Origin of the sequence: Streptomyces sp. NPDC048484 (assembly GCF_040651415.1) — a bacterium.
GTDB lineage: Bacteria > Actinomycetota > Actinomycetes > Streptomycetales > Streptomycetaceae > Streptomyces.
The window spans coordinates 1-26482 of record NZ_JBEZJY010000070.1 but is presented as its reverse complement, the minus strand read 5'-3'; the positions used below and the strand labels follow the sequence as shown (position 1 = coordinate 26482).

Below are 26482 nucleotides of genomic sequence, written 5' to 3'. Positions count from 1 at the left end.
CGAAATCAACACCACGACGCATTGGTGCACTGCTCCAAATTGGCACGGCGTACTAAATGTGACATCGTGAAGGCATGACACCGTCGGCGCGCCGGTCCCAGCGGCGTAATCAGGTGCTCTCGCGGGAGCAGATTCTTTCCGCCGCCATCGAACTGCTGGACGCGGGAGGCGAGGGCGCGTTGACCATCCGCGCGCTCAGTGACCGTCTGTCGACCGGGTCCGGTGCGATCACCTATCACGTGGGCAGGCGGGACGATCTGCTGGATGCAGCGACGGAGGAGGTCGTGACTGGAGCCCTGGGCGCCCGGCGGGTCGAGACCTCGGGCACGCCGGCCGAGGAGATCCGGGCCGTTGTGCTGGCTCTGTTCGATGCGATCGCCGATCATCAGTGGCTCGCAACGCGGCTGACCCTCCAGATCGTCCGCAATCCGGTCGGACTCGTCACCGTCGAGATCTTCGAGCGGATCGGCCAGCAGGTAGGCGCCCTTGGCGTGCCGAGGGAGCGCTGGTTCGACGCGGCCTCGACGCTCGTTCACTACATCCTCGGAGCGGTCAGCCAGAACGCCCGCATCGAAGGGGACACCTCTGGCATCGATGGGGACGTGGACCGGGACGAATTCTTCGATGCGGCCTCGGCGGCATGGCAGGAACTCGCCGCCGACACCTACCCGTTCATGCACGCCGTCGTCGGCCAGATGCGAGAGCACGACGATCGCGAGCAGTTCCTCACCGGCATTGCCGTCATCCTCGACGGCCTCGCCCGCCTGCACTGACCCGCCCACGGTCCGGCAGGCCCCGTCAGTGATTTTCAGAAGGGGAACGCTCATGACGCTCATGCACGACGTCATCATCGCGGGCGCCGGTCCCGTCGGACTGTTCATGGCCGGCGAGCTGGCCCTGGGCGGTTGCTCCGTCCTCGTCCTGGAGCGGAACCCGGAGCCGCACCAGCCGTTGCAGGCCCTTCCACTCGGGCTGAGGGGCCTGAACGCCGGATCCGCCGAGACGTTCTACCGACGCGGGCTGCTGGAAGCGGCGATGAAGGCGTCCGGTGCCGATCCGCAGAAAGTCGGTGCGGATCCGGAAGCTGTCGAGGCGCCCGACCCGCGTGAGCTCAGCCATTTCGCGGGCATGACGCTCGATGCCGCCGATGTCGACACCACCGCCCTGCCCTTCAGGCTGCCCGGCCCGGCCATGGAAGGGTTCATGACGAGCCTGGACGCAGTCACCACGGTGCTGGCCGAACGGGCTACCGCGCTCGGCGTTGAGATCATCCGGAATGCGCCGGTCACGGCGGTGAGTCAGGACGGCGAGGGCACTGTCATCACCGCGGGTGCGCAGCAGTACCGCTCGCGGTGGCTGGTGGGTTGCGACGGTGGCCGCAGCATGGTGCGCCAGCTGGCCGGCTTCGAATTCGTCGGCACCGAGCCATCGTTCACCGGCTATGTCGCACAGGTCACCTTCGCCGACCCCGAGCAGCTGCCCCTCGGGTTCAACCTGACCGACAGCGGCATGTACCTGCGCACGCCCCTCGCAGGGCACCTGGGCATGATGGACTTCGACGGCGGCACCTTCGACCGTTCTCAGCCTCTGACCCGCGAGCATCTGCAGACGGTTCTGCGCCGCGTCTCCGGCACCGACGCAACACTGAACGAAGTGCACCTCGCCTCCAGCTTCACCGACCGCGCCATGCAGGTGACCGCCTACCGCAAGGGCCGTGTGCTGCTCGCCGGCGACGCCGCGCACATCCACTCGCCGCTGGGCGGCCAGGGCCTCAACCTCGGCATCGGGGACGCCATGAATCTCGGCTGGAAGCTCGCCGCCACCATCCAGGACACCGCACCGGCCAGCTTGCTGGACACCTACACCAGCGAGCGCCTCCCCGTCGGCGCCTCCATCCTCGGCTGGTCCCGCGCTCAGGTAGCGACCATGAAACCCGGCCCCAACGCCCCTGCCCTGCGCAACCTGGTACGCGACCTCATGCGCACGACGGGCGGAACCACGCACGTCTACCGCAGGACCTCGGGCCTGTTCCATCACTACGCCCTCGGTGCCGGCCACCCGATTCTCGGCACCAGCGCCCCGGACTTCCACTTCGAGGACGGCACCCGACTCGGCGACCTGCTCAACAGCGGCCAGGGCGCTGCGCTGGACTTCACAGACGATCAGGCACTACACGGCGCGGTGCAGAAGTGGCAGGGCCGGATTCGGTTCGCAGCCGGCCCCGTGCGTAACAGCCTCGGCCTCACTGCTCTACTCATCCGCCCCGACGGTGTTGTGGCCTGGGCCTGCGCCCGCACCCTCGACCCCACAGAGTTCGAGGGAGCCGCCACGCAGTGGTTCGGCACCCCGAAAGGCTAGAGACCACGAACCCGCCGCGGCGGGTTCGACGCCGTCTGGCGCGACCCCGCCGACCCCAGCCGCATCCGCAGCGACCTGCACATGGGAGACCACCTCCGTGGCAATGCCGGATACGCCGCCCTGGCGCAGTCCATCGACCTCGCTCTGTTCGACTGACCTGACAAAAACACTCCAGATGCACATCCCACGACAAGGACAGGCAGGAAATCAATGAAAGCAACCAAGTGGATCGCGGCCGTGGCCGGCTGCGCTGTGGTCTCCGGTCTTTATGTGAATGCACTCGTGACCGCAGCAACGATCGCAGCCGTGATCGTTCTGGGATTCCTCTACCTGTACTTCGTCCATTTCGCCCGCCCGAACCACGTAGCCAGCCTCGACGAGATCACCGACACCAAATGGCACACGGTTGATTTGGGCGACACGACCACGAGCGGCGACGGCTCCGACTACGCGATGTTCGTCAGGCGCGGCACATCCAAGAATCTTGTGATCCACTTCTCTGGTGGCGGCGCCTGCTGGGACGGTGAAACTGCCAGTCGCCCGATCAAGCTCGTGGGTGCGCTGCGCGGGTACACGCGAGACTTGAAGATGTTCTACTTCAACTCGCTGACCAGACTGTTCCCCGCCGCACTCGCCGGGATGGCTGACCGCCGAGATACCACCAACGCTTTCCGCGACTGGAACTTCGTCTTCGTCCCCTACAGCACCGGGGACATGCACGTAGGCAACGCCACCAACACATACACCCACAAAGGCAAGAACATCGAGGTCCGTCACAACGGGCGCAAGAACTGCAAAGCCGTGCTCGACTGGGTCTACGTCAACTTCCCAGACGTCGACAAGATCATGGTCTCCGGCGAAAGCTCCGGAGCCTGGGCCTCCGCCTTCTACGTGCCGCAGATCGCCGACCACTACACAGAAGCGAAGCTCTACTGCCTCTCCGACGGCGTGGGAATCGAAACTGCCCGATGGAGCGAAATCCTGGACAGCACCTGGCAAGCCGACAGCGCAAGGACCCTGGGCTTCAAGATCGGCACCGACCTCTTCGAGAACGCCCTCATCCACCGCACGGACGCGATGACACACAACATCAAGTACCTGCACAGCAACACTCTTTACGACGACACCCTCACCCGCTTCAGCGCCGCACTGAACCACAAGTCAACCCAGACGAACGAGTTCATCGACGACTGGGCAGCCCACGCCAAGGCTTCCATCAAGCGGCTTGACGAGGCCGACATCCACTACAGCTACTTCCTCACAGACTGGGGCCACAACACGAAGAGGCACACCACCGAACACACCCTGACCACCAACGAGTACTACAACAAGTGCACAGCTGACGGAGTGCCCTTCTCCATATGGGTCAAGCGGAACGTCATCGACGACGAAGACATCTCCCTCGGGCACGAGCTGCTCCTGTGAAAGAGCCCTCACCAACTGTGTCGCATCGTCGCGGCGAACGCCGAACTGATCACCGCTCAGGCCGCGGTCCCGATCGTGCAGTTCTGGGAGGGTCTGTACGGTCATCGGTGTAACTCCCGAGCTGGAAGCGGCAGTTGATGACTGGCGTGACAAGTGACAACGTGGCCGGGGAGGCCGCTGTGGGTGCGACGAGCACTGTGGATGACGGGCTGGTTGCCGAGCTGGTGGCCCGCGCCCTCCCCGGTGGGGTGAAGCTCACCGGGGAGGGCGGCCTGTTGCAGCAGCTGACCAAGCGGGTGCTGGAGTCCGCCCTGGAGGGCGAGCTCACTGATCATCTGGGGCACGAGCCCGGCGAGCGGGCCGCGGGCGGCCGGGAGAACTACCGCAACGGGCACCGGTCCAAGACGGTGATCACCGAGTCGGGGCCGGTCGGGACCGTGGTGCCGCGGGACCGGGCCGGGTCGTTCGAGCCGCAGTTGGTCGGGACTGTCCCGCCGTGTCGCGATCATCCGAAACTGCACGACGTCCGTCGAATTCGACATGGCGTCGCGCTGCAGGCATGCCCACTCGACGAGAAAAGGCGGACAAGACATGAAGCACACCGGATACGCCACGCTGGACGTCCCCGCGGGCCGGGTGGACCTGGAGGACTGGCTCTTCACGCTGTCCGACGCCGAGTACCAGGCCTGCGCGCGGGGGCATCGCGCCGCGGGGACGTTCGTCCAGGACGGCGTTCGCGGCACGGTCAACGTCGAGGCCATCGGCGGGCACCTGATCGTCCAGCACTACCTGGAGGTGTCGGCGAAGCCGTCGCGCGTGGAGATGCTGTCGAGGCGCAGCCGGGTTTACCTGTTCCACCTCGTCCCGGCGACCATCCAGGTCCGCTGGACGATGTCGGTGAACGTCCGGAACGCGGAGTCCTCGGAGTTCCGCTGTTCGGTCGAGCTGACCATGAGCCCCCTGCTGCGAGTCCTCGGCGCCCTGTCCCTGCTCGGTGTCGCCATCCGCGCCCACACCCTGGAGGAGACGAAGCTCTTCGGCGACGACATCGTCCGGAAGATCGGAACCTCCCGACCTTCGCCAGCGGGCGCGTAACCGCGCAACGAGTGGTGGCCATGCCGCGGACCGAAGGGAAGGGGAATTGGGATGTTGAAGTTTCCCCGTGATCTTGGGCACGTAGTTGTTAGGCCGTGAGGGCCTGGTCTCGTTGGTAGCGCAGGCGCGTCTCGTGGGGTGTGAGGTAGCCCCAGTGGATGTGCTTGCGCAGGCGACGTCGGTTGTAGAAGGTCTTGACGAAGTTGAAGATGTCGGCGCGGGCGGTGGCCCGGTCGGGCCGGAAGCGGGTGCCGATCTCTTCTTTCAGGACCGCTCAGAAACTCTCCGCGGCGGCGTTGTCGAAGCAGTTCCCGGTCCGGCCCATGCTTTGCCGGTGCCCCAACTCGTCGAGTCTGGTGCGGAGTTGGCTGGAGGTGTTCTCGGATCCGCGGTCGCTGTGGATCACGCAGCCTGGTCCCAGGCGGCCTAGCCGTGCGGCCATGTCCAGGGCGTCGACGACGAGTTTGGCGCGGTGGTGGTCGGCCATCGGGTACCCGATGACCTCGCGTGTGGCCAGGGCCAGCCAGGAGGCGAGGTAGAGCCAGCCCTCGGCGGTGGGGATGTAGACACCTCAGGCGCATATCTCGTCAAGCTGTGGCGGCAGGTTCGGTTGGATAGGCGGTGTGTTCATCGAACAGGGTGTGGTGTTGGAGGCAGTGGTAGAGCTGGCCGAGCATGCGGTTGAAGAGGTTGCGCTGTGCGGCGGCGTGCCAGTCTCCGTGGTCGTCGCGGTGCCTGCGGTAGTGGGTTTTGGCGCCGAGTGAAGCCGTGATGGAGGCGAAGGGCCAGAGGTAGCCGGCGTGGTTGAGCCGGTCGAGTAATTGTCAAGATCTGTGGATCGATGGCCATGTGCGGGGTCTGACTTTGGTGTCGTTGTGAACGCGTAGGAGTTTCAGGCGAGGCCCTCAAGGAAGCCCGAGAGTGCGGTGTGCAGGATCCCAGGCTGTTCCAGGTGCAGGTCGTGGCCGGTGCCGGGGATGCTCATGGCCATGGTGGCGGGCCGCTGCCTGAGCATTTCGTCGGCTTCCTGTGCCGGGATGAAGCTGGATTGGGCCAGGACGACCAGTGTGGGGCATGCGACCTGTGTCCATTCGTGGCGGAAGGAACGCTGAGCGTTCTCCGCCAGCGAGCGGACCATCACGTCTCGGTCGAAGCGAGGCCACCAGCCGCCGTCGCGTTCTTCCAGTCCGGCTGCCCAGCCTTCGCCGACCGGTCCGCCGCCGAGGAATGCGGCTGCCGCTTCGGGTGAGGGAAACGGTGTCGGCCACGAGTCGAGCCAACTGCCGATGTCCACGGGGCCGTTCGGGTTTGGACCGCCGGATCCGGCCTCGACGAGCACGAGCGCGCGGACGAGTCCGGGGTGTGCGGCGGCGGTGAGCATGGCTGTGTGTCCGCCCAGCGACTGGCCGACCAGGACGGGCCGCTGCAGTGCCAGCTGATCGGCAACGGCGATGACGTCCGCGACGTAGGCGGCGCGGGAGACGTCCGGCGGGTGGCGCTCGCTGGCGCCGTGTCCGCGCTGGTCGACCGCGACGACCCGGTATCTGGAGCTCAGCCTCCGTGCCAGCATGTCCCATTCACCCGCGTGACCGGCCAGGCCGTGCAACAACACGATGGGCTGTCCAGGCCCGCCCCAGTCCCGGCAGGCAAGCCGGACGCTGTCTCGTTCCAGCACGTGTTCAGACCATTCCACGTTGGCTCCCAGGAAATCGGTGGTCTTGATCATGCCGCACCTGTCTCGGGGCGTTCGACGAGCTGACCGCGTTCGAAGTGGGCGCCTGCCCGGACGAGGGCCACGAGGTGGGGTGCGTTCACGGCCCGCCACCGTTGCTGGGCGGACTCGACGAGTTTGAAGACCATGGCCAGGGCGGCGGTGCGGGAGCCGGCGCCGCGGGTGACCTTGGTCCGCAGCCGGACGGTGGCGAAGGTCGACTTGATCGGATTCGTGGTCCGCAGATGGATCCAGTGCTCGGCCGGGAAGTCGAAGAACTCCAGCAGCTCCTCTTGACCGGTGGTGACCTTCTTGACCGCCTTGGGGAACTTCGCGCCGTAGAGCTGGGCGAACATCTTGATCGCCGCCTCGGCGTGGTCGGGGTCCTCGGCGTGGTAGATGTCCTGGATCGCCTTCTTCGCCCCCGGCTGTGCGGACTTCGGCATCGTGTCGAGGACGTTTGCGGTTTTGTGAACCCAGGACCTTTGCTCACGGGTGTCGGGGAACACCTCCGCGAGGTCCTTCCAGGAGCCCAAGGCGCCGTCGCCGACCGCGAGGGCGGGCGGCCCGCATGCCGTGGCGGGCGCAGTCGCGCATCAGATCCGCCCACGACTCGGCGGACTCACGGTAGCCGTCCTTGAGCGCGACCAGCTCCTTCGAGCCGTCCGAGCGGACCCCGATGAGCATGAGGACGCAGGCTTTGGCCTCCTCCAGGCGGACGTTGAGGTGAATGCCGTCGGCCCACACGTACACGTAGTCGACCTCCGCGAGGTCGCGGTCCATGAAGGCGGCGTGATCGGCCTGCCACTGCGCCGTCAGCCGTGTGACCGTCGCAGGCGAGAGCCCGGCCGAGCTACCCAGGAACTGCTCCAGCGCGGGCACGAAGTCGCCCGAGGACAGGCCATGCAGGTAGAGCAGGGGCAGCACCTCGCTGATCTTTGGGGACTTTCGGCACCAGGGCGGCAGGATCGCCGAGGAGAACCGCTTGCGCTCGCCCGTGGCCTCGTCCACGCGCTTGTCGTTCACACGCGGAGCTTTGACCTCGACTGTTCCGGCAGCGGTGGTGACCTTCCGGGGCTGGTGGTAGCCATTGCGCACCACCAGACGCCTGCCCGTCGTGTCCCGCTCATCGGTCAACTCGGCTATATAAGCGTTGGCTTCGGCCTCCAGAGCGGCGGCGAGCATGCGCCTCGCCCCTTCACGGACGATCTCGTCGATGAGGGAGCCGTTCGGCGTGGAGCCGTCGTCGTTGACTATGCTGAGCACGGGCGTGCCTTCCCGACCGGTGCTGCGACCACCGGCCCACTCGATGACCATCAATCGATCACTCGGGAAGGTACGCATTTCGCGTGCTCCCCGAGCTCGATCCACAGGTCTTGAGCATTGCTCCACTCGGGCACTCGGTCTCATCCGAGCTGCCAGATTCTCACTGCGTTGACCGCTGACGGTTCGTCGCGTCGACCATCATCGGGCCCGGCATTATCAGCAACGGGGGTCGTACATGGACGTATCTGGGCAGGGGATACGGTGACGACGTGACGGAGACACTGCCCGCTGATGTGGCCCTCGTGCTGGAGGCTGTTCTCGGCGAGGATGATCCGGTCCACGTCGCACTTCGCCGGCAGGTGCCGCACATCCGCGTGCGAGGACGCTGCACATGTGGGTGCGGCACCGCGTACTTCGATCTCGATACAGAAGCGGTGGAGCCGGCGCCATCCGGGCCGGGCACCGTGGTGGCGGCCGAGACTCAGATCTTCACGGATGACGGAGAGTGCCCCGGCGAGGTCCTGGTCTTCGCACAGGGCGGCTACCTCTCGTGGCTGGAGGTCTGCTCCTGGAGCGACGACATCGAGGTAACCCTGGCCACCGCTCAACGGTCGCTGCACTCCTGAAGCCGGAGCTCTTCATTAAGGGCTGGCTCCGTCTCTGTTCTGGGCGGTCGGCTCGCAGCCCACGCGGGATTCCGCAGAAGCCAGATGCACCGAGAATCCCGGGCCGGGAGTTCTCACCCGGCCTGGCAACGCCGCAGCTCAACACAAGATTCACAGACAAGCTCAAATCGACGGGACAGCAGGTCACTGCCGTCACTCGCTCGGATGCGGCACCTCAAGCCTCGCGCGGATGTGACCGTAGCGTTCGTGGAGAAGGCGTGTTCACTTGCCCTGGCCGATAAGCAAGAGAACTTGCCGAGTCCACAGATCCGGCCCAGTCGGACGGCGGCGAGCAGCAGACGGTGTGCACGTGCGCGTCCGGAACGGCCGGAAGGACGACACGAGGCACCCTTCCAGCCGAGTACGTCGCAGCCGTCCCCTGGTGGGACGAGATGTTCCGCCTGAGGTTCTCTGCTGCGCGGGAGTGGCTGACCAGCCGTCCAGGGCAGGTTCACGTGGTTTGAGGCTCATTGGTTCGGTAGATCGTGCTCTCCAGGGTGATGTCAGAGAGCGATCATCAGTCTGGCGCCCTTCCCGCATTTTGCCGTAATAGCAAATAGCTTTGCTTGTGTTCTCGGGGTGAGCGCACCATCCAAACCATCGACACGACCGGTCGGACCGCGATGGTCTGGCGTGCGCGGAGACGCGCCGCATGACGGCATGCGGCCTTGCGGCGACCATCGACCGGCCGTCGAACCGGTCGAGGTTCCCGGCCGGCGGTGAGTCCTGACGGCGGTCACGGGTGACCGCCGCCCAGAGAGGAGAACACAGTGTCCAGCGATTGCTTCGGTAGCGACGGCGCGCTGACCGAGTACGACAAGTGGCGCCAGAGCCGATGGGAGGAGATGGCGGGCCCGGACGGGAAGGCGGGCCGTATCGCCTATCGGCTGATCACGGAATCGGGGCAGGAAGTCCCCGAGGTTCCGGGGCGCTGGATGTCCACCGGTTACTCGGGGAGCCTGACGCTGACCGCGGCCCGCGCGGAGGGCGTGTCCGTCGATGGCCAGGGTGTGGACGGCGTGGTGGAACTGACCAGCACCAGCCGCCTGTCCTTCCCCGGCGGGCGGCGCGGCACCATCGAAGAACTGCGGGGAGCTCATGTCCTGGTCGTGTGGGATCCGGCCGCGCCCACCCTCGTCGGCCTGCGCGGGATCAAGGCGTGGCCGTGGGACCCGGCCTGGGCCGTGGAGGCGGAGTACCGTCCGGCGGATGCCGGGCGCCTCCTGGAGGTGACCCGGCTGACCAGCCCGAGTATGCGGGACACTTTCCCGGCCCCTGGTGACTTTGTCTTTGATCTGCGAGGCGAGCGGCACACGCTCCGGGCGTTCGGTGTGGGCGACGACACCCTGCTGATCACGTTCACCGACGGCACCAGCGGCACGGACACGCCCGGCATGGGCCGGTGGCTGATCCTTCCGCAGCCCAAGGACGCCACGGGTAGGGCCCGTATCGACTTCAACCGGGCCGTCGTTCCCCACCACATGTTCTCGGCAGCCTTCCCCTGCCCCCTGCCGCCGCGGGAGAACCACCTCCTCCTACGCATCGAAGCGGGGGAACGCGCCCCCGTCCTCGAAGAAGAAGTGGCCGTCGGCACCGCGACCGGCCCCGCCGTCTGACATCCGCCGTAACCGGCACACCCCGAAAGGAAAAACAATGACACCCGACCAGGACCTCCGCGCAGCAGCGGTGCACTACCTCCGGCAGTGGGAAGTGCGGGACTACGCCGCGATGCGATCTTTGTGTACCGACACCGCCACCGTGTGGCACAACGACGGAAGTGGCGACCAGCCGATCGACGAGAACATGGAACTGCTGAAGCAGCTGGCCGCAGACGTCGACACACTCCGGTACGACATCGTGCGGCAGTTCCAGGACGACGGCGAAGTGCTCCAGCAGCAAGTCCTCCACCTGACCATGACCGACGGGTCACGCAGTGACGTACACGCGGCGATGTACTTCCGGTTCGACGGCGGACTCATCAACCGCATCGAGGAATACTTCAACGTCGTACCGCTCAACGAGTCCACGCCGTCGTCCGGCTCACCCGACCAGCGCTGATCGCGGCCGCTTCTGTCAAATGGTCGGCAGGCAGGGCCCTGGACGCAGCCGTGGCCGGAAGGACTGGTAGAGCACCCGCTGACGTCCACCGCCTTCGTCGACACCGGCGTGAGCCTGATCCTGGCGATGCAGCGGGTGTACCGAAACGTACGGCTCCGCCCGGACTTCGGATCAGTGCGCGGCGCGCAGGGCGTCGCCGCGTCCCTGCGGCCGACGTCGCCTTCACCAGCTCGCCGCACGCTTCCGTGCCGACGAAGTTCTCGTGATCCTCGAACTCTGAGAACGCCGAGCTGAGGAAATGACACGTTCTTGATACGGAAGCCGCATGACATGGTCTGAGACAAAGTGAAGAACCCCAGGTCCCAGCGTCGTCACCGGACACCGAAGCTGAGTACCTACAGCCGCTGACCGGCTGCACTTCCAGATCCGTGCCAGCAATGGCGGCTCTGAGCTTGTCCCGGCACGCGGTGCATGCGTGACGGCCGCAGGGGCCGTAACGGTCGATGGGAGCACCGCACCCGGCGCACGGACCGAGGTGCCAGGAGTCACGTATTACGGGCTGTCCCGCGATTGATCACGGGATGTGCTGGGCTGGGGGGTTGGCTGCTGGGTGATTCAGCAGGCGGTCACGCGGACGGGCACGAGGCCGGTGCCCGGCTTGTGCAGGGTGGGCCGCTGGGCGGCGCGGTCGGAGACGAGGGCGGCGATGGCCCGGTGGGTTTCGCCATAGGTCTCGTGGCGGCCGGTGTATCGCTGGAACGGGCGCCACTGGCGTACTTCGGCGTTGGCGTGCTCGACGCAGATCCGGCGGGAGGACTGGCGGCGTTTGTGCTCGTGCCAGCCGTAATACTCGGTGAGTGGCCCGTCGGCCGGGTCCGTAACGCTCTTCGGTTTCTTCGGCGGGGCCGAGACCTGGCGGGGAAACTCGTTCGCCAGGCCCCGGTATCCGTCGTCGACCTCGGCTTTCACGCCGGGGTGCTGGTGGAACTGCTCGGCGATGCCCTCGGTGCGCATGGCGGTCTGGTCGTGCATGCGGCCGGGCCGCTCGGCCCCAGACCACAGAGTGCGGCCCTGATGGTCGCTGATCGTGGTCGTCTTGATGGTGTTCTGCCTGCGCTTGCCGGAGACGAAGGCCCGCCGGCCCGGCCTGCCCGCTTGCGGGCGGCGGACCTGGGTCTCCATCCCGTCGATCCACAACGTGACGTCCTCCGCTTCGGCGTAGGCGAACACGTCGGCCAGAGTACGCAGGCGCACCCCGGGCCGGTCGGGGACGGCGAACCCGCGATCGGCGAGCAGCGGGCGGATCTCGGCGATTGCCCGCCCGATTGTGGAGGAGCTCACCTCGTAGATCACCCTTACTAGCGCCTGGTACGTCAGGCCGGTCCGCAGATGCACGAGCGTGGCCGGCACCCGGTCGGTGCAGACGAGTTCGTACTTCGGACCAGCCCCGGCCTGCCGCCTGCGATGGCCCCAGCGCCGCTCGTGCCGTCCGGACTCACAGCGTGCTTCCCAGCGTGGCGCGAGTTCTTCGATCAACTCGCTGAGATGTTGGCGGGCGAGGCCGCAGAGGGCAGGATGGGCCATGGCCGCGCGGGCCTGCTTGATCTTCACATCTCAAGAACCCGCGCGGCCCTCGTCGTGTAACGGACCGACCGACCCACGCTCCCTAGGCGGCATGCTTCAACCCCTTTGCGAACGACCGCGCCGCCGCGAGATCTCTGTTGTCCGGCCGCCCCTTGCGGATCCCACCGACCAGCTTGAACGGCGCCCAGGTGTCGAAGCCACGGCAAGAGAACGTGTCTTCCACCTCGAAGCCCTTACCCTCCAACAGTCGCACCATCGGGCCGAAACGAGGCGCGGGAAGACCGCTCGTTGCGAACACGAACGCCCGCCCCTGCTGCCGCGGGAGCGAGGAGACGAACTCGCGCAGACGCGGGTGGAACTTCTGCAAGAAGATCCCCGAGCCGAAGCCGATGAGGTCGTAACCCTCCGTACTGTCGACCTCTTCCGGCTCCACCACCGGGGCCCCCAACACCTCCCCCATCAACTCGGCGACCCTGCGCGTATTGCCGTGCGACTCCGACGCGCAGATGATCAAAGCCTTACCCATCGTGTGCTCCCTCCGCTGCTGTCCCGCCTGCCACCTCCGAGTACACGGTGATCGTCGGGTTTGTCAACGGGACGGACGACGGCCAGGCCGCACTCAACCAGCTGCTGGAACGGTTGGTCGACGTTCCCACGCCGACCGGAGCGACACCCCGCGAGATCGGCGTCCCGGCGACGGCGACGCTTCTGCCGATCGTTGCCGTCAACCAGGGCAAAAACTGAACTACTTGACAAAACAGATTCCACAGAACGCGCCGCTGGCGCGTTGAGCGCACCCTGGGATGGATCATGAACGCGCGCCGCAACGCGCGGGACTACGACGTCTTCCCCAGCACAGCGAGGCTCACCTGAACTGGTCGCTCATCACCCTCATGAGCAGGCGCGCTCCCGCTGTCAGCGGTTTCGCCGACTGTGGCACCGTCCGCCGATACGCGCAGGCCGGGCACTGCACGCGCGGTGAGGTTCAGCCGGGCGTCCATGTCGAGGCTCACCACTCCGTACGGGCGTACGTGGGACCAACAGCAGGGTCGGGCCACGCCGGTCGACCGGCGATCTTGCCAGGTGCCGGCTGCCGGAAAGTCATGTGGACGGTGCGGCTCCTTTGCTCTGGTTTTTGATCATCTGACGGAGGCTGGTGCGGGCGGCGGTGAGCTCGTCTTCGAGCTCGGTCACCCGGCCTGTGAGGCAGTCGGCCTCGGCGGTCTTGGCACCGAGTAGTGCTTCCAACTCGGCGTTGGACTGGTTGAGTGCGTTGTGACAAACCGGATCTTGTTCGAGCGGCAGCGGGTGATCATTCGGACAGAGGTGCCGGTGGGGTCGCGGGCATGAAGAAACGGGCCTCCCGGTAGTGACGTGGTTGTTGAAGCCCGTCACGGTCAAGGAGACCCGTTGTCCGGACAGTTGACCATTCGCTGCGCCCGCGTCCATCACGGCCACTCCGGAGTGTGACTGCTACGTGCACAGGTTCGGTTCAATCGCTCCGGGGCGGCGGGCGCGGTGCTATCCGAGTGACATGACGGAAGCGGAATGGGCCGAGGTCCGCTCCGCTATGCCGGTACCGGCCTGGCTGCTCAAACGAGGTGGGCGCCCGGAGGCGCACTGCCACCGCGAGATGCTCGACGCTGTGCGCTACCTCGTCGACAACGGCGTGAAGTGGATGGCCGTCCCGGTCGACTTCCCGTACTGGCGGGCGGTCTACGACTTCTTCCGCCGCTGGCGGGCTGACGACTATGTGCGTGAGCTCTACGAACGCCTGCGCCGTTCGGTGAGGGAGCGCACGGGCCGCAATGCCGAGCCCAGTGCCGGGATCATCGACAGTCAGTCGGTGGGCGCCTCCGAGACCGTCGGCGAGGACAGTCGCGGATACGACGGCGGCAAGTCACGCGACGGGCGCAAGCGTCACATTCCGCAGAACGGTCGTGGCCTGCGATACCTGCCACGACCGCATCCACGAGGCACAAACGGCCAGATCATTCACGCCGTGATCACTGGAGAGCCGGATGATCGGGGAAACCATCAAGTCCGGTTCGGCGGGAGGCCGCGAGGAAAAGGACCTGCCACGGCAGACACCTCGCCTCGCGGCCGACCCAACGAGCTGGCTCTCCCGCTCACGCCGCCTCAACCGCGACCACGAACGCCGCCCCAACCACCACGCCCAGATGGTGTGGTGGGCCGCCACGATCAGACTGTCCCGGCGCCTGGCCGCAGACGCTCCGCGCTGGCCGGAGAAGCGCCCCGGCCGACGGCCCCGGGCCCGGGCATGAACCGTCCGTTCTTCTCCCGCAGCAGCCAGCCCCGCTTCTCCAGCACATAGGCACGGTGCCGGATCTTCTCCACCTCGTTCTTGATCTCCGCTTCCCGGCCCACTGCTCGCGTCAACTCCACCCCGTTCACCGGCCCCGAAGCGGCCACCGCAGCGGCGAACACCTCCCGATAGAGGCCGCTGAGCACCTCCTCACCCATGCCCGACCGCCACACCGGCGGCTGCTCGCCATGCACCGCGCCGGAGCCGCTCGATCCCACGGCGGCAGCCACCTCACCACCGGACGGCACGGCAACCGGCGAACTCTCACCGGGCTCTCCTCGGCCAGCACCGACACCAACTCCTCACGCCCCACCCGGGCCCGCTCCACTCGCTCCCGCGCGGCATCCACCTCCGCCTGAGCCTGCTCCAGGACCTTCGTCCAGGACTCCAGATCCTGCCTCGCCCGCGCCTCACGCCGTTCCATCAACCCCAGCACCGACGGCATCGCACCCTCCTCGATCCACAACAAGCCGTCCGCTGCCTGCCCCTACCCCTCCGCGACCATGCCCCGCACACGAAGAAGCCCCTGCTCATCGAACAGGGACTCCCTTTGCCACAACGCACTGAACAATAAAGGCTCTTCTTTCTACCGTCAGAGGTGACTGGCCTGACCGAACAACAGAAAGAAGAGCACCGTGGAACGGTACGACACCTGCGATGCCGGCGACGTGTTCGCCGCCGCAGTCAGGGCCTTCGAGTGCATGCACTGTGCGATGGCGGGAGACGCCACCCGCGAGATGACCCACGATGAGGTCGAGGCGTTCTTGGAGTCACGAGGACGCGAACTGCTGCGTCTACTCCGTCAGGGACACCTCGATGTCCGGGCCCGTGCCGAGCGGGAAGAGGAGCGGAACGTGATGGTGCGCGGGGCGGACGGGCGGCTGCGCCCGTATCGGGAGACAGGGCATCGCAGGCTGCTGGCCTGCTTGTTCGGCACCGTCACCGTCGAGCGGTGCACCTGGCGGGCGAAAGGGCCGGCCGGGGTGCGGCCCGCGGATGCGGTCCTGTCCCTGCCGGCGGGCCGGCAGTCGGCGCACCTGACGCACAGGGTGGTGCTGGAGGCGGTGCGCGGCTCCTACGACCAGGCGAAAGCCGCCCTGGACCGTGGGTGCGGGAAGGTGGTGGGCAAGCGGCAGGCCGAACAGCTCGTCGTGGAAGCGTCCCGCGACATCGATGCCTTCTACGACCAGAAGATCCCTGCCCCGGCGACGGCCGAGAGCGTCCTGGTGCTGCAGGCGGACGCGAAGGGCATCGTCATGCGCCCCGGATCCCTGCGCGAGGCCACCCGTAAAGCCCTGGCCAAGAACCGGACGGCACGGTGCCGGATCGCGCCGGGTGAGAAGGCGAACCGGAAGCGGATGGCGACTTTGGCCTGTGTCTTCGATGCCGAGCCGGCGCCCAGGCGGCCGCAGGACGTGATCGCCCCGCCGCAAGGGCGCAGTGGTGAGCGGACCAGGCGCCCCGGTCCGAGGGCGCGGGCCAAGTGGCTGACCGGCTCGGTCACCGACGGACCCGCGGCCGTGATCGCGGCCGCGTTCGACCAGGCCAAAGCCCGCGATCCTGGCCACGTCCGTGACTGGCTCTGCCTGGTCGACGCCGCCGCCCATCAACTCGACCTGATCCGCACTGAGGCGGAACGACGGGGTATCGAGCTGCACGTCCTGCTCGATTTCGTGCACGTCATGGAATACGCATGGGCGGCGGCGCACTGTTTCTACCGGCCCGGCAGCCCCGAGGCACAAGCCTGGGTCGGCTCACACCTGACGACGATCCTGCACAGCCAGGCCGCCCGGGCCGCCGCCGAGATCGAGGCACAGGCCACCCGATCCGGTCTGGCCCGCTCCAGCCGCAAGGGCGCCACCGACTGCGTCCGCTACCTCACCGGCCACCTCGACCAGCTCCACTACGACCTGGCACTCAAGCGCGGCTGGCCGATCGCGACCGGAGCGATCGAGGGAGCATGCAGGCACATCATCGGTGATCGTTTAGCAATTACAGGAGCCCGCTGGGGACTTGCCGGTGCCGAAGCCATCCTGAAATTCCGCACGTTGATCGACAACGGCGACTTCGACACCTTCTGGATCTACCACCGCGGCCGCGAGCACGAACGCCTCTACCCCGCCCCCAGCCCCTACCAACTCGCCGCGTGACAACCCGCTACGTTCCCAGAGAACGAGCCACACCCCTCGTTGCCGCCAACCTGCGCAGCAAGGAGATTGCCGAGGTATTGCACCTGTCCGTACGCACGGTCGACAAACATCTCCAGCACGCCTACGCCAAACTCGGTGTCAGTACGCGCCGCGAACTGGCCATCATCCTCCACAAATCCGGCTGATCCCATCGCGGCTGATGCTGTCACTGACACGGTGTGGGCTCCGGTGAACTCCTGCGAGCCGCTGCGTGGCGATGCCCGCGCGGACCTGCGAACCTCTGCCCTCTCCGACAGCTGACCACCACCATCAGTCGCCCTGGTCGAAGCCGGGCTGAAGCCGCGCAGCAGCGGTCGAGTCCGCCCAGGTGCGCTGGAGGGCGGTCAGCGCGCCCCACCTCGTGGCCCTCGTCCGCGCCGGAGCCCGCTTCGAACGCGGCACCTCGTCGAACGCCCCGAGGCTCACACAGCCTGAACAACCTCGCCCGACCCACAGGTATTGGCAATCACTCTCCCCCCTTACTCAACTGCATAGCCAGAGCGGGAGAGGACCGAAAGGGTCCGCTCCTGCCGATGGCCGAGCACCGAGAGGAATCAGGGCTCGCAGCTGACTCGTGTGTCGCCCACGTCCACTACGCAGTTGTCTGTGCCGGGGCCACCATTGGCGGAGTCGTTGGCGCCCACCTCGTCGTTGAAGCCCAGGGTGTCGTTGCCAGCGTTGCCCTCACCGGTGTCCCTGCCGCTGGCGCCGATCAGGAAGTCACCCCCGGAACCGCCACGGAGAGTGTCGTCACCAGCGTCGCCGCCCAGGACAACGCGTTCGGTGACCGCCGCGGTCGCCGCAAGGGTGTCGTTGCCGTCGCCGCCGTTGAAGCCCGCCCTCAGGTTGGCCGACAGGGTCACGGTGTCGTTGCCGTCCTTGGCACTGACAAAGACCTGACGTGTGCCAGCCGGGCACCTGACCACTCCGCTGGTGACCTGGGTGCAGCCGGATCCCGCCGTCACGGTGTCGCCGGTGTCGGCGATGGTGACTTCGCTGCCGGACCCGGAGATGGTGATGTGGTTCGTCTTTCCCGCCGCGGCGGTGATGTCGATTATCGCCGAGTTCACAATCACACCGGTCGCGGCCTGGGCCTGCCCGGCCGACAGTGCCATCGTCGCGCCCACTGCCGCTGCCATCAACATGGCCTGTAACCCTCTGCGCCTTGAGGTTGCCAATGCTCCTCCATTCCATATCGTTGCCGACAATGCACCCGGCTCTCGAGTGCATGTGAGTGCACGCTGAGTCGCGCTCGTTTCCCGCGCAGCAGCACGATGATCAGCCCTGGTGTTGACGACCGCATGGCTGGTGTCTGCATGAAATGAGAGTGCCTGTGTCGCCGTGGCATGGCTTGAGTAGTCGTTACTCAAGTGCCCCGTGTGTGGCGCCAGGCCATTGAGAGTCGGGAATCTTGAGATCCGGGGTCATTTTCCTTGGCGCCACCACAGGGTCCGGGGCATCTCGCCTACGTCGAGGTTCAGTTGGAATGCCGTGGGAGGGCGGGGTCGGTCGGAGCTGTCGGCGGGTTCCTGAAGGCTCAGCCGCTCGACGTTGATCGCGAGTGCGGTCAAAACGTGCTGGACGTGGGGCTTGGCCAGGACGCGGTAGCGGCACCGGCGTCCATGGTGGCCGTCCGCGAACTCCTCGATGGTGCCCTCGGCCCCCGAGCGCCGCCGGTAGAGTCGGCGCCAGTCCCGATCCTGCTGGTCAGCCCGGTTCTTGACCTGGAGTTCGTGTAGGCGGCGGGTTGGGAAGTACAGGCTACGAAACGGGCCTGGGGTGCACTTGGCGTGCTCGGGGCAGCGGCCGCACTGGCGGGCGTCGAACCGGACTGTGGGGGCCTGACCCTTGATCGTGGACACCCTGATCATTGGATCGTGAAGATCCGAGGAACAGGAGTTCCCGTTGGGGACGTCGAAGTACAGCCCTGAGTTCCGGGCCGATGCCGTCGCGTTGTACCGGGCCACGTCCGGTGGCAGCTACTCGTCGGTGGCCAAGGACCTGGGCGTCAACCACGAGACGCTGCGCGTCTGGGTCCGGGATGCCGAGCAGGCCGCCCGGCCCGGCGCCGCCGAGGCGAGCGCGGTCGAGAAAGAGAACCGGCAGCTGCGGGCGCGGGTGAAGGAACTCGAGCTCGAGCGGGAGATCCTGCGGAGGGCCGCGAAGTATTTCGCGGGCGAGACCAGCTGGTGAGCAGCCGCTTCCAGTTTGTCGACGATCACTGAGGCGCCTTCGGTGCCAAGCGGCTGTGGAGACCGCGCGTGACCTGATATTCGCGTGTCTGCGGGTGACCGGCCGGAAGGTGTACTCGATCAACCCGATGGCGGTGGCGCGTTACCGCGAGCGGCACCGCAGCGCCCGGGCGAAGTCCGACCACGCCGACGCGATGGCACTGGCCAACATTCTGCGCACCGACGCCGAGATGCACCGGCCGTTGCCAGCCGATACCGAGCTCGTCCAGGCGATCGCTGTCCTGGCCCGCGCCCAGCAGGACGCGGTATGGAACCGCGCCCAGCTCGTCAACCAGCTGCGGTCACACCTCAAGCAGTACTATCCGGCCGCCCTCGCGGCCTTCCAAGTCCGCGGCATAGGTCTGGACTCCCGGGAGGCCCGCGCGGTTCTCGCCATCGGGCCGGATCCGACCACCGCCGCTCGCCTTACCCGCGCCCAGCTGCGATCTGCCCTGCGCAGATCCGGAAGGCAGCGGAACATCGAGGTCTGGGTGGAACGGCTGCGTGCCGTGTTCACCGACGACTACCTGCACCGGTCGCCACGCGTCGAGCAGGCCATGGGGTGTCAAACCCTCGCTCTCGTCACCCAGTTGGACGCCGCATGCCGGGCGGCCGACGATCTCGCCGCCGCGGCGGCCGAGGCGTTCGCGGATCATCCGGATGCCGAGATACTCAACAGCTTCCCAGGGATCGGTCCGCTCACCGGCGCACGCATCCTGGCCGAGATCGGTGACGACCGTTCCAGGTTCGCCAACGCCCGTGGCTTGAAGGCATACGCCGGCTCGGCACCGGTCACCGTCGCCAGTGGCAAGAGCCATGTCGTGCGCCACCGCCGAGTGAAGAACCAGCGGCTGGCCGCCGCGGGCTACGTATGGATCTTCGGCGCGCTCCCCTCGCCGCTCATCAAAGCCGAGTACGACCGACGGCGGGGCCTGGGCGACAAGCACGCCGGCCGCCATGCGCAACGTCTTCAACCGCTTTCTGGGATGCCTCTACCACTGTCTGCAGACCGGGCAGAAGTTCGATCCCGGCAAGGCGTTCCCCGCCCCGCCCACGGACTTCGTACGCCTCGCGGCTTGACGTCCTACGAAGTTCGGATGTCTGTGGATCGGGGCTCGGGGAGCACGCGAAGGGCGTACCTTCCCGAGTGATCGATTGAAGGTCACCGAGTAGGCCAGCGTTCGCAGCACCGGTCGGGAAGGCATGCCCGTGCTCAGCGTAGTCAACAACGACGGCACCACGCCGAACGGCTCCCTCATCGACGAGATCGTCCGCGAGGGCGCCCGGCGGATGCTGGCCGCCGCCCTGGAAGCGGAAGTCAACGCCTACATAGCCGAGTTGGCCAGTGAGCGGGACGAGAGCGGTTGCCGCCTGGTCGTGCGCAACGGCCATCACCAGCCGCGGAAGGTCACCACTTCAGCCGGAGTCATGGAGGTCAAGGCCCCGCGCGTGAACGACAAGCGCATCGACGAGGCCACGGGCGAACGCAAGCGGTTCTCCTCGGCGATCCTGCCGCCCTGGGCACGGAAGTCACCGAAGATCAGCGAGGTGCTGCCGCTGCTCTACCTGCACGGCCTGTCCTCCGGCGACTTCGTGCCCGCACTCGAACAGTTCCTCGGCTCCTCGGGTGGCCTCTCGCCCGCCACCGTGACGCGGCTGACCGTCCAGTGGCAGGCCGCCCACAGGGCGTTCATGGACCGCGACCTGTCCGCCACCGACTACGTGTACGTCTGGGCCGACGGCATCCATCTGCGCATCCGCCTGGAGGAGGCGAAGGCCGCGGTCCTGGTGCTGATGGGCGTGCGGGCCGACGGCACGAAGGAACTGATCGCGATGACGGACGGATACCGCGAGTCGTCCGAGGCATGGGCCGGGCTGCTGCGGGACTGCGCTCGCCGGGGCATGCGGGCCCCGGTCCTGGCCGTCGGCGACGGCGCACCCGGCTTCTGGAACACACTGAACGAGGTGTTCCCCGAAACCCGCCATCAAAGGTGCTGGGTTCACAAAACAGCCAACGTTTTGGACGCCCTGCCGAAGTCGGCCCAGCCCGCGGCCAAGCGCGCGATCCAGGAGATCTGCAACGCCGAGGACAAGGAGCACGCGCCCAGGGCCGTCCGTGATTTCGAGCACGCCTACCAGGCGAAATACCCCAAGGCCGTCAAGCGGATCACGGACGACGAGGACGAACTGCTGGCGTTCTTCGACTTCCCCGCCGAGCACTGGATCCATCTGCGCACCACAAATCCGATCGAGTCGACCTTCGCCACGGTCCGGTTGCGGACGAAGGTCACCAAGGGCGCCGGCAGCCGGGGAGCCGCCCTCGCCATGGTCTTCAAGCTGATCGAATCCGCTCAGGCCCGCTGGCGCGCGGTCAACGCACCCCATCTCGTGGCGCTGGTGCGGGCCGGCGCCCGTTTTGAACGCGGCCACCTGGTCGAGCGCCCCGAGGAGGCCGCCGCGTGAATGGCCTGAACAGCGCCGGTGACCGTTTCGCCGAGGCCGAGCACCAGCGATTCGCCCGCTACCTGCACGAACTGGCCGTCGTCCGTGACGAAGACGAAGCCGATCTGGTGACCAGAATCCTGCGCGACCCGGACACGACGATGGCGCAGTCGGCCATCGTCCGCCACCTCAACCGTCGAGCAGCGCTACTGCTGACCGACGACGGGTTCACCGGCTGGGCCCGCGCCATGGCCGAGATCAGCGCGGAGCGGGAGTTCCTCGCCCGCCGTCTGCGCGAATGGACCCTGCTGCGGTCAATCACCGTGGGCGAGCCGTGGGGCTCGGAGGAAGTCACCACCGGATCCGACTGGTTCCAGCGCAAGGCCGTCGAGACCCTGCCCTCACCCGCCGTCCTCACCCTGCTCGCCGAGACCGGAAGAACCCGACGCGTCCGCGCTGACGCCAGCCGCCGACTGCATCAGCAACACCACCGCGACTGACCTGATCCACAGGTCTTGACTATTCCTCCTCACCGAGCGATGACCAAAGAAGGGGGGCCGTTTCCCGCGGGAAACGGCCCCCCTTCGTCCGAGGCGTCGCGGATCAAGTGGGGTTCAGCGGGGTGATGCCGGTACCCGCGTACAGCTTGGGTTCCAGCGACAGGACCGTGAGCGGCTCTCCCGCCTTCACCGCGTGCCAGGCGATCGCAGCAGCGTGGGCCACCGGCCAGTCCACGTTTTTCCAGTCCATCGCGTCCACGGCATGAGCTGCGGTGAACGGAACGTTCTCTGCGAACCGCAGAGATGCCGCGTGCTTGCCGGCGCCCGCAACCTGCCGCTCGGCAGCGAGCACGGAGAGGGACGGGATGATGACACGACCGGTGCCTCGCGAGGCCTCGATGTAGAGGCCGGTGAAGAAGGAGTCCGCGCGGTACAGAGCGGCCAGAGCTGTGTGGTCCAGGACGGCCGTCAGGTTCATGCGGCGGCGCCGCCCTGATGGGCGCGGATCTTCGCCCAGGCGTCCTGGCCGACCTGCTGAACCTGCTCAGTGTACGTAATGCCGAGCTCGCGGGCTGCCTCGACAGCACGCTGCTCCCGCTCGGCTTCCGTGAGCTCGCGGGTGGCGAGCTCTTCCAGCAGCTCGGTGATGGTGGTGCCGCGCTCGTCGGCGAGGATACGCAGCCGGTTGCGCACGTCCTCGCTGGTCTTGATGCTCGTCGGCTTGCTCATGGCGAGGATTCTACCGCCGGTAGAACCGCCGGGGCACCCCCATCGAGCCGACAGCGCTGCCAGCTCGGATGATCTATCAGTCCATATACGCCACTGCGATACGCCTTCCTCGACCGTCCAGGTCGTCGGTCAGCTGATAGCTCCAACCGGCCTCACGCAATACCTCTCCCCCTGTCGCTTCGGTGGTGAGCTTGTTTTTTATCTACCAGGATCTACCGGGTCTGCCGATGGCCTTGAGGGTCTCAGGGCGTTTGACGGTCTTGCCCACGTCGTAGCGGGGTGCGGGACGGCGGTTCTTGGTGCCGGGTGGCCGTCCGGCACCGGTACCACGAGGTTGGGGAACACGGGCCGGGCAGAGCAGGTGGGCTCGGATGTTCCTGAACCCCCGGCGGACCCGGGCGGGGGTGAGGCGTTCGGGCTCGGCCGGCTTCTCCCAGGGCCGACGGAGGTCGGCGGCCAGTGGCCGGGCGAGGCGGAGCTGGGTGTGCGCCACGGCCAGGAGCCAGGTCCAGCGATCCGGCCTCAGCAACCCCGGCTCAGGGAGTGAGCGTGATCTTCCCGAATACGGGCGTCGATTCGAGGCGCTCGTGTGCGCGGTGGGCCTCGGCGAGGGGGATCTGTTCGTCGACCACCGCCTGCAGGTCGCCCCGGGCCGCCCGGCCGAACAGCTCCGCCGTCTCCGCCCCGCGGGTGCCGACGTCGATGGAACTGAGGCTGAAGGCGAAGACCGTCGGCGAGTTGTGGTAACTGGTGAGCACGCTGTCGAAGGTGTCCGATGCCGGTGCGCCTCCTGCGGCTCCTGCCAGTATGTAACGGCCGTTGGGCCGCAGCATCCCGATGTGGCGGCCGAGTTCCGGCCCGGCGACCGGGTCGACGATGACGTCGTAGGAGTCGGTGCTGTCAGACCGGCCGCTCGTACGGTCCTGGATGTCCGTGGCTCCGAGGCCTCGCAGTCGCTCACCCCGCTCCGGCGAGGAAGTGACCGCAGTCACTTCGCCCCCATACAGGGCGGCCAGTTGCACCGCCATGAGTCCGATCCCTCCACCGGCGCCCCTGACCAGCACCCGCTCGCTCTTCGTGAGACCCGCCCTCATCAGGCCGAGGCTCGCGACCAGAGCGTTCACACCGAGCGCGACCGCGTCCGCGACGCTGACGCCCTCCGGCAGGCACACGAGGCTGTCCTCGTCGGCGACGACCGACTCGGCGTACGCTCCGCCGCCGGTCACCGCGAAGACCCGTCGTCCCACCCAGTGCTCGTCCACGCCCTCGCCGACGGCGGCGACAATGCCCGCCGCCTCCACGCCAGGGATAAAACCGGGCTCAGAGAGCGGCAGATAGTCGCCCTTGCGAGCCATGACGTCGACGTAGCCGGCCCCCGCGGCCTCCACCTGGATGACGGCCTGCCCCGGTCCCGGCCGGGGCTCAGCCCGATTAACGACGTGCAGTACGTCCGAGGCCCCAAACGCCGACACGATGACAGCCTTCATGGCGATGCCTCCTCATAGACACTTCGCTCGGCGCAAAAATGGCACCGAGTGGCAAAAGCCTATCAGTGACAATCGGCTTGCTAGGATGACGGCATGTCCACGACTTCCTCGAAGACAACACCCAGAGCCCTCGACTCACTCCGGGAACGCAAACGGCAGCGGACTCGAGACGCCCTCGTCGACACCGCTCTGCGACTTTTCCAGGAGTGCGGGTTCGCGGAGACAACGCTGGACGAGGTCTGTGCCCAGGCCGAGGTCTCCAAGAGGACGTTCTTCCGGTACTTTGCCAGCAAGGAAGACGTGGTCCTGGCCTCCTGCCACGAGCTGTGGCTCGCTTTTCAGAGCGAGGTCGAATCCCTCACGCCCGCGCGCGGCACCGTTTTCGAGACGCTGCAGGAAGCACTGCTCGTCGCACTGGAGAAGAGGGCGTCACCCCGCTGGGCGGAACGGCATGCCGTAGCCTGGCAGCTCGCCGAGACGGCCCCCTCCATCACCGCGCACAACCTCGGCTTCTGCGACCGCGTCAGCGACGGGAGCTGGCGGACACTCTGCGCGAGGTTCGGTCTGACCGGTCCGGACGACCTGCGTGCGCGCTTGGCCCAGGACCTCCTCGTCGCCGCGTTCCACCGCGCGGAGGAGCAGTGGGCGAAGCAGACCGGACCAAAGACCCTCTCCGAGCTGCGCTCCAGGCTGCGGGAGGCGCTCGACGCGGCATCACACGCCACGACCTGCACTGGCGTACTGAACGCCGGCGTACCGACCGGGTATGCGCCGAGTAACGGAGTGCTGAGTGACTGGGTGCGATGACTGAGACAGCGCCCATGCCGAGATCGACCTGGCGGTTCTGAGGGCCAATGTCGCCGACGTTGCTGGCAAGGCGAGACTTGAAGGCCGCCGTCATGCTGCGCGGGGCGAAATTCGCAAGCGTGTCGAAGGTGCCAGGGCCCACCACCACGGGAGGAGCAGCGGATCAGGCCTGAACCCCGCCGTCCCACAATGATCTTCGGTGCGTCCGCTGTGCGCGGGAAGTCACCGTACGAAGGCTGTACCTCGTCGAGCAGAGGGTCAGAACCTGTAGGGAGATGCCCGCTTGGGGCAACTCACCGTGTCGAGGTCTGCCTGGAGCGACTCACCCGAGCAGTATGAGCACGCCACCGTGGGTGCGGCTCCAGGACTCACCAGGGCACCGCAGCCCGAACAACACCGGCCCCCGCACGGCCCCGTTGGCCTTGGCCGCCATACCGGCCTGGACCTACTCAAAGACCCAGATAGGAAGTTGAGGAAGGGAGACTACTTCACTGCGTGCACGTGCAGCTCGGCGAGGAAGTAGCGCACTTCCGTTACCGTTTATCCTGGAATGGGTCCCGGGCTGGAGACGACAACAGGCTGGGCGGTGACGAGGCCCGTACTGTTGCCCCAGACACAGCGTGAGCTGGTGGTGTCGGCGACCGCGTACTGCACGCAGAGCAGTTTGCCTCCGATGGGACCGGGATTGTAGGTCTTCGCCCCGCCGGACTCGACGGAGGTGCCGAAGACCACCGAGACGGCATCATCGCCCTCGCCCGGATCTGACACGTCGGCTACCGGGTCGAGGTCCACAGTGATGATGAAGGATTTCTTGCCGTCCGCGCATATAGGTGGCGTGTGCAGTCTCTGACGTCGGGGTGCCTCGTACAAGCACACCGAGTTCACGTTCCTGGGGTTCACCTTCCGTACCTGCTCCGCAAAGACGGCCAGATGTTCCGGTCGTTCCTCCCCGCGATCAGTGGGGAAGCTCTGCGCAGGATCAGCTGGTTCTTTTTCTTCCGGCCTCGAACAGCGTCCCGAACTGTGTCGCTCACCTGGGAGTTCGCGGGACGTGGGGGCGGCCTTCGCCTGATCGTGTGTTCCGACCAAGGAATGCACGTGACCGAGACGAAGGCCGTGATGGTGAGTGTGCTGGCTGAAGGGGTCCGACGTGAGGCGTTCGCGCAAGCGTCACGCTTCCCTACGTTGTTCTGCGGGACGCGGTGCTGTGCGCGGACGGTCCGGTGAAATCGCCTGTCGACCTGACACTGCTGCCCGAACACCGGCGTGGGCACGGCGGGTTGTACGGCGGCCTCAACCGCGGCCGCATCGACATTGACCGGGTGCGCGTGTTGCTGGCGGGGCTGTCACTGCCGCGGTTCCCGGACGGCCGGCTGATCCTGGCCGTCGACGTGTCACCGTGGCTCCGATCGGATGCACCATGTTCGGCGGAGCGTCTGTTCTGCCACGTCCACGGCCGCAACGGCCGCGCCTCGGACCAGTTCATCCCGGGCTGGCCGTACTCCTTCGTCGCTGTCCTGGAGCCCGGCGCCACCTCGTGGACCGGGATTTTGGACGTGGTCCGGCTCGGACCCGAGGACGATGCGACCGCGGTCACCGCCGTCCAGCT

26 protein-coding genes and 9 pseudogenes are annotated in these 26482 nt (G+C 66.9%); 19 read left to right on the top strand and 16 right to left on the bottom strand.

Annotation, left to right across the window (positions count from 1 at the left end):
* Positions 1-74 precede the first annotated feature (74 nt).
* The 5 genes and pseudogenes from AB0D14_RS40965 to AB0D14_RS40945 all read left to right on the top strand — a co-directional run bounded on the left by AB0D14_RS40965 (position 75) and on the right by AB0D14_RS40945 (position 4878).
* A complete protein-coding gene (locus AB0D14_RS40965; protein ID WP_362789364.1) occupies positions 75-773 on the top strand; it encodes a TetR/AcrR family transcriptional regulator C-terminal domain-containing protein in 699 nt (232 codons plus the stop codon).
* Positions 774-834: 61 nt separating this feature from the next.
* Positions 835-2358 carry an FAD-dependent oxidoreductase gene (locus tag AB0D14_RS40960; protein ID WP_362789397.1) on the top strand — a complete coding sequence of 508 codons (1524 nt, stop codon included), beginning with the start codon at positions 835-837 and terminating at the stop codon, positions 2356-2358.
* A gap of 210 nt (positions 2359-2568) precedes the next feature.
* Positions 2569-3783 (top strand): pectin acetylesterase-family hydrolase, encoded by a 1215-nt coding sequence (locus AB0D14_RS40955; RefSeq protein WP_362789361.1) that lies wholly within the window; start codon positions 2569-2571, stop codon positions 3781-3783.
* 137 nt (positions 3784-3920) lie between these two features.
* Positions 3921-4265, top strand: a pseudogene (locus tag AB0D14_RS40950) (transposase); the annotation flags it as partial.
* A 109-nt stretch (positions 4266-4374) separates the two neighbouring features.
* A complete protein-coding gene (locus AB0D14_RS40945) occupies positions 4375-4878 on the top strand; it encodes a hypothetical protein (protein ID WP_362789406.1) in 504 nt (167 codons plus the stop codon).
* A gap of 274 nt (positions 4879-5152) precedes the next feature.
* On the opposite strand, the gene AB0D14_RS40940 is transcribed toward AB0D14_RS40945, so the two are convergent.
* From AB0D14_RS40940 to AB0D14_RS40925, 4 genes and pseudogenes are all read right to left on the bottom strand, one after another.
* Positions 5153-5440: a DDE-type integrase/transposase/recombinase gene (locus AB0D14_RS40940; protein WP_362789394.1), complete on the bottom strand. Its 288-nt coding sequence runs from the start codon at positions 5438-5440 to the stop codon at positions 5153-5155.
* A gap of 25 nt (positions 5441-5465) precedes the next feature.
* A pseudogene (locus AB0D14_RS40935) lies at positions 5466-5693 on the bottom strand (IS110 family transposase); the annotation flags it as partial.
* Between the two features lie 77 nt (positions 5694-5770).
* Positions 5771-6571 carry an alpha/beta hydrolase gene (locus tag AB0D14_RS40930; protein ID WP_362789391.1) on the bottom strand — a complete coding sequence of 267 codons (801 nt, stop codon included), beginning with the start codon at positions 6569-6571 and terminating at the stop codon, positions 5771-5773.
* A gap of 29 nt (positions 6572-6600) precedes the next feature.
* Positions 6601-7855: pseudogene (locus AB0D14_RS40925) on the bottom strand (IS256 family transposase).
* Positions 7856-8124: 269 nt separating this feature from the next.
* Between AB0D14_RS40925 and AB0D14_RS40920 the strand changes: the two are divergent.
* From AB0D14_RS40920 to AB0D14_RS40910, 3 genes are all read left to right on the top strand, one after another.
* Positions 8125-8481, top strand: coding sequence for a hypothetical protein (locus tag AB0D14_RS40920; RefSeq protein WP_362789358.1), 357 nt, complete (start codon positions 8125-8127; stop codon positions 8479-8481).
* Between the two features lie 809 nt (positions 8482-9290).
* Positions 9291-10136 carry a DUF1684 domain-containing protein gene (locus AB0D14_RS40915; RefSeq protein WP_362789355.1) on the top strand — a complete coding sequence of 282 codons (846 nt, stop codon included), beginning with the start codon at positions 9291-9293 and terminating at the stop codon, positions 10134-10136.
* A 37-nt stretch (positions 10137-10173) separates the two neighbouring features.
* Entirely contained in the window at positions 10174-10578 is a 405-nt protein-coding gene (locus tag AB0D14_RS40910) for a nuclear transport factor 2 family protein (protein ID WP_362789352.1), read from the top strand.
* A gap of 615 nt (positions 10579-11193) precedes the next feature.
* On the opposite strand, the gene AB0D14_RS40905 is transcribed toward AB0D14_RS40910, so the two are convergent.
* Entirely contained in the window at positions 11194-12162 is a 969-nt protein-coding gene (locus AB0D14_RS40905) for a transposase family protein (RefSeq protein WP_362789388.1), read from the bottom strand.
* A gap of 82 nt (positions 12163-12244) precedes the next feature.
* The gene (locus AB0D14_RS40900) at positions 12245-12688 is read right to left on the bottom strand and encodes a flavodoxin family protein (RefSeq protein ID WP_362789349.1); all 444 of its coding nucleotides are present in this window, start codon (positions 12686-12688) and stop codon (positions 12245-12247) included.
* A 47-nt stretch (positions 12689-12735) separates the two neighbouring features.
* Here AB0D14_RS40900 and AB0D14_RS40895 point away from each other — a divergent pair, with 47 nt between their 5' ends.
* Entirely contained in the window at positions 12736-12906 is a 171-nt protein-coding gene (locus tag AB0D14_RS40895; protein ID WP_362789347.1) for a hypothetical protein, read from the top strand.
* 30 nt (positions 12907-12936) lie between these two features.
* A pseudogene (locus tag AB0D14_RS40890) lies at positions 12937-13067 on the top strand (IS5/IS1182 family transposase); the annotation flags it as partial.
* A gap of 196 nt (positions 13068-13263) precedes the next feature.
* On the opposite strand, the gene AB0D14_RS40885 reads toward AB0D14_RS40890, so the two are convergent.
* Positions 13264-13620, bottom strand: a complete 357-nt coding sequence (locus AB0D14_RS40885) for a hypothetical protein (protein ID WP_362789344.1) — start codon at positions 13618-13620, stop codon at positions 13264-13266.
* Positions 13621-13696: 76 nt separating this feature from the next.
* Between AB0D14_RS40885 and AB0D14_RS40880 the strand changes: the two are divergent.
* Positions 13697-13915: pseudogene (locus AB0D14_RS40880) on the top strand (transposase); the annotation flags it as partial.
* 449 nt (positions 13916-14364) lie between these two features.
* Here the strand turns inward: AB0D14_RS40880 and AB0D14_RS40875 are convergent.
* Positions 14365-14718: a hypothetical protein gene (locus AB0D14_RS40875; RefSeq protein ID WP_362789403.1), complete on the bottom strand. Its 354-nt coding sequence runs from the start codon at positions 14716-14718 to the stop codon at positions 14365-14367.
* Positions 14719-15189: 471 nt separating this feature from the next.
* Here AB0D14_RS40875 and AB0D14_RS40870 point away from each other — a divergent pair, with 471 nt between their 5' ends.
* Together AB0D14_RS40870 and AB0D14_RS40865 are read left to right on the top strand one after the other, a co-directional pair.
* Complete coding sequence (locus tag AB0D14_RS40870; RefSeq protein WP_362789385.1) at positions 15190-16638, top strand: ISKra4 family transposase; 1449 nt, start codon at positions 15190-15192, stop codon at positions 16636-16638.
* Entirely contained in the window at positions 16635-16823 is a 189-nt protein-coding gene (locus AB0D14_RS40865) for a helix-turn-helix transcriptional regulator (protein ID WP_362789341.1), read from the top strand. The genes AB0D14_RS40870 and AB0D14_RS40865 overlap by 4 nt, the downstream gene beginning before the upstream one ends.
* Positions 16824-16947: 124 nt before the next feature.
* Here AB0D14_RS40865 and AB0D14_RS40860 read toward each other — a convergent pair whose 3' ends face one another.
* From AB0D14_RS40860 to AB0D14_RS40850, 3 genes are all read right to left on the bottom strand, one after another.
* Positions 16948-17103, bottom strand: coding sequence for a hypothetical protein (locus AB0D14_RS40860; protein ID WP_362789338.1), 156 nt, complete (start codon positions 17101-17103; stop codon positions 16948-16950).
* Positions 17104-17231: 128 nt separating this feature from the next.
* Positions 17232-17816: a hypothetical protein gene (locus tag AB0D14_RS40855; protein WP_362789335.1), complete on the bottom strand. Its 585-nt coding sequence runs from the start codon at positions 17814-17816 to the stop codon at positions 17232-17234.
* 285 nt (positions 17817-18101) lie between these two features.
* Entirely contained in the window at positions 18102-18539 is a 438-nt protein-coding gene (locus AB0D14_RS40850) for a transposase (RefSeq protein ID WP_362789332.1), read from the bottom strand.
* A gap of 43 nt (positions 18540-18582) precedes the next feature.
* Between AB0D14_RS40850 and AB0D14_RS40845 the strand changes: the two are divergent.
* From AB0D14_RS40845 to AB0D14_RS40830, 4 genes and pseudogenes are all read left to right on the top strand, one after another.
* Positions 18583-18899: pseudogene (locus AB0D14_RS40845) on the top strand (transposase); the annotation flags it as partial.
* Positions 18900-18922: 23 nt separating this feature from the next.
* A pseudogene (locus AB0D14_RS40840) lies at positions 18923-19988 on the top strand (IS110 family transposase); the annotation flags it as partial.
* 129 nt (positions 19989-20117) lie between these two features.
* Positions 20118-21371, top strand: a complete 1254-nt coding sequence (locus AB0D14_RS40835; RefSeq protein WP_362789329.1) for an IS256 family transposase — start codon at positions 20118-20120, stop codon at positions 21369-21371.
* On the top strand, positions 21368-21850 hold the full coding sequence (locus AB0D14_RS40830; protein ID WP_362789326.1) for a hypothetical protein: 483 nt from the start codon (positions 21368-21370) through the stop codon (positions 21848-21850). The genes AB0D14_RS40835 and AB0D14_RS40830 overlap by 4 nt, the downstream gene beginning before the upstream one ends.
* 103 nt (positions 21851-21953) lie before the next feature.
* Here the strand turns inward: AB0D14_RS40830 and AB0D14_RS40825 are convergent, their stop codons facing one another.
* The 4 genes and pseudogenes from AB0D14_RS40825 to AB0D14_RS40810 form a co-directional block, all read right to left on the bottom strand.
* Positions 21954-22328 (bottom strand): PIN domain-containing protein, encoded by a 375-nt coding sequence (locus tag AB0D14_RS40825; RefSeq protein WP_362789323.1) that lies wholly within the window; start codon positions 22326-22328, stop codon positions 21954-21956.
* The gene (locus AB0D14_RS40820; protein ID WP_362789320.1) at positions 22325-22579 is read right to left on the bottom strand and encodes a hypothetical protein; all 255 of its coding nucleotides are present in this window, start codon (positions 22577-22579) and stop codon (positions 22325-22327) included. The genes AB0D14_RS40825 and AB0D14_RS40820 overlap by 4 nt, the downstream gene beginning before the upstream one ends.
* A 202-nt stretch (positions 22580-22781) precedes the next feature.
* A pseudogene (locus AB0D14_RS40815) lies at positions 22782-23096 on the bottom strand (transposase); the annotation flags it as partial.
* Between the two features lie 19 nt (positions 23097-23115).
* Complete coding sequence (locus AB0D14_RS40810) at positions 23116-24066, bottom strand: zinc-binding dehydrogenase (protein WP_362789317.1); 951 nt, start codon at positions 24064-24066, stop codon at positions 23116-23118.
* Positions 24067-24159: 93 nt separating this feature from the next.
* Here AB0D14_RS40810 and AB0D14_RS40805 point away from each other — a divergent pair, with 93 nt between their 5' ends.
* The gene (locus AB0D14_RS40805) at positions 24160-24873 is read left to right on the top strand and encodes a TetR family transcriptional regulator (protein WP_362789314.1); all 714 of its coding nucleotides are present in this window, start codon (positions 24160-24162) and stop codon (positions 24871-24873) included.
* A 540-nt stretch (positions 24874-25413) separates the two neighbouring features.
* Here AB0D14_RS40805 and AB0D14_RS40800 read toward each other — a convergent pair.
* The gene (locus AB0D14_RS40800; RefSeq protein ID WP_362789311.1) at positions 25414-25773 is read right to left on the bottom strand and encodes a hypothetical protein; all 360 of its coding nucleotides are present in this window, start codon (positions 25771-25773) and stop codon (positions 25414-25416) included.
* 219 nt (positions 25774-25992) lie between these two features.
* Between AB0D14_RS40800 and AB0D14_RS40795 the strand changes: the two are divergent.
* Positions 25993-26482: pseudogene (locus AB0D14_RS40795) on the top strand (transposase); the annotation flags it as partial.